Origin of the sequence: Halobacterium sp. CBA1126 (assembly GCF_009741975.1) — an archaeon.
In the GTDB taxonomy this organism is placed as follows: Archaea; Halobacteriota; Halobacteria; order Halobacteriales; family Halobacteriaceae; genus Halobacterium.
This window is the reverse complement of sequence record NZ_WPCF01000202.1, coordinates 1-1440: the sequence shown is the minus strand read 5'-3', so window position 1 is coordinate 1440 and position 1440 is coordinate 1. Positions and strand designations below refer to the sequence as shown.

1 protein-coding gene and 1 pseudogene are annotated in these 1440 nt (G+C 55.9%); one reads left to right on the top strand and one right to left on the bottom strand.

Annotated elements, in window-relative coordinates; genetic code table 11:
• Window positions 1–238: pseudogene (locus tag GJ634_RS17050) on the bottom strand (hypothetical protein); the annotation flags it as partial.
• 101 nt (window positions 239–339) lie between these two features.
• On the opposite strand from GJ634_RS17050, the gene GJ634_RS15170 reads away from it, so the two are divergent.
• Window positions 340–1224 carry an IS1595 family transposase gene (locus tag GJ634_RS15170; RefSeq protein WP_157503656.1) on the top strand — a complete coding sequence of 295 codons (885 nt, stop codon included), beginning with the start codon at window positions 340–342 and terminating at the stop codon, window positions 1222–1224.
• The last annotated feature ends 216 nt before the right edge of the window (window positions 1225–1440 follow it).

The following is a 1440-nucleotide window of genomic DNA, read 5'->3' as shown; positions in this document are numbered from 1 at the left end:
GTTCATCTATCTCCGTCGCCGGCTCAATCCCACCAAGTCGTTCGCGCAGCTCCTCGAACTCCTCCCCATAGCAGTTGAGTCGGGCGGCTCGCTTCCAGATTTGGTTGAACCACTTGTCACCTTCGGAGAGATGTGGGACTTGGGTTTCTTTGAACTTGTAGGTGACAATATGAGTATCGACCTTCGTCCGGATGAGATAGTCGAAAGGGAGCGAATTCAGCAAACCAACTCCAGCAAAATAGTTCTTTTCGCTCTTGCGTAGGAGATTGTTGATACTGCTGAGCGGTCGCTGTGGAGTCGAAGAGGACAAGGGCACCGCGGCAGCGGTGCCCGACACGAATGATTCCGCTAGATGTGTTTGGGTCGGAATCGGTCGCAGCGGACCTGTTGGCGCAGGTTCGCTGGCGTGACGGTGTTACCTGTCCTCGCTGCCGTTCTGACCGGACGGTCAGAAACGGCAGCTACAGAGAGTTTCAACGGTATCTGTGTAAGAATTGCGACCGCACGTTCAACGACAAGACTGGCACAATCTTCGCTCACTCGAAAATTGCGCTCCGGCGGTGGCTGTTCTCGATTTACGCGTTCCTCCGGTTTAACACGAGTCTCCGCCAACTACAGTGCGAAATCGAGGTGACACACAAGACGATCCACCGGCGCATCGAGCGCTTCGCCAGCGCGCTCGATGCGCCTTCCCTCGATCTCGTCGGCCCGGTCGAAATCGACGAGGTCTACGTCAACGCGGGGAAGAAAGGCCGCGAGCGCGACCAGGAGTCGCGCTCGCGTGGCCTGTCCACGCGCGGGCGTGGTTCGTATAGCGGCGACAAGCCACCCGTGTTCATAATCGCTGATCGCGGGACCGGACAGCGGTACGTGGTTCCAGCGAAAGCCGCCGACGAATCGACGATTCGACTCCTGCTTGCTGACCGCACAGAGGAGTCGCTCACGGTCTATACCGACGGCTTTCGGGCGTACGAACCGCTCGACGAGGACGACGCATTCGACCGCAAATACGTCGTCCACGGCGACGGCGAATACGCCGATGAGGAAGTTCACGTCAACACCTGCGAGAGCCACGCGTCGCTGACGCGACGGTGGCTCTCGCCCCATCGAGGGGTCTCGAAAGACAAGTTGACGCAGTATCTCAGAGCGTTCCAACTACGTCGGGAACTGTTTCGGAAACCCGGTCGAGACGCTCTCAAACACGCTATCAAAGCAACGCTCTGAAATCAACAATGTGCTACGCAAGAGCGTTCGGAAGTAATGCCATAACTAAGATTCAAACGAGAGCGGTGTATGAACGTGTAAATCCCATTGACTCCACTCTGAGCCACGGTCAAGAGTCATGAAATTTTTTCTGTATCTACGGGCAGATAATACTTTTTCAATAGACACAAGTGACGGAGATAGAGAATTCTCTTGGGATGCTCCGTTGAACGCCGA

Excerpts from the sequence above, each read along its gene's own strand:
- GJ634_RS15170 (WP_157503656.1), top strand. The coding sequence starts at position 340 with ATGATTCCGCTAGATGTGTTTGGGTCGGAATCGGTCGCAGCGGACCTG.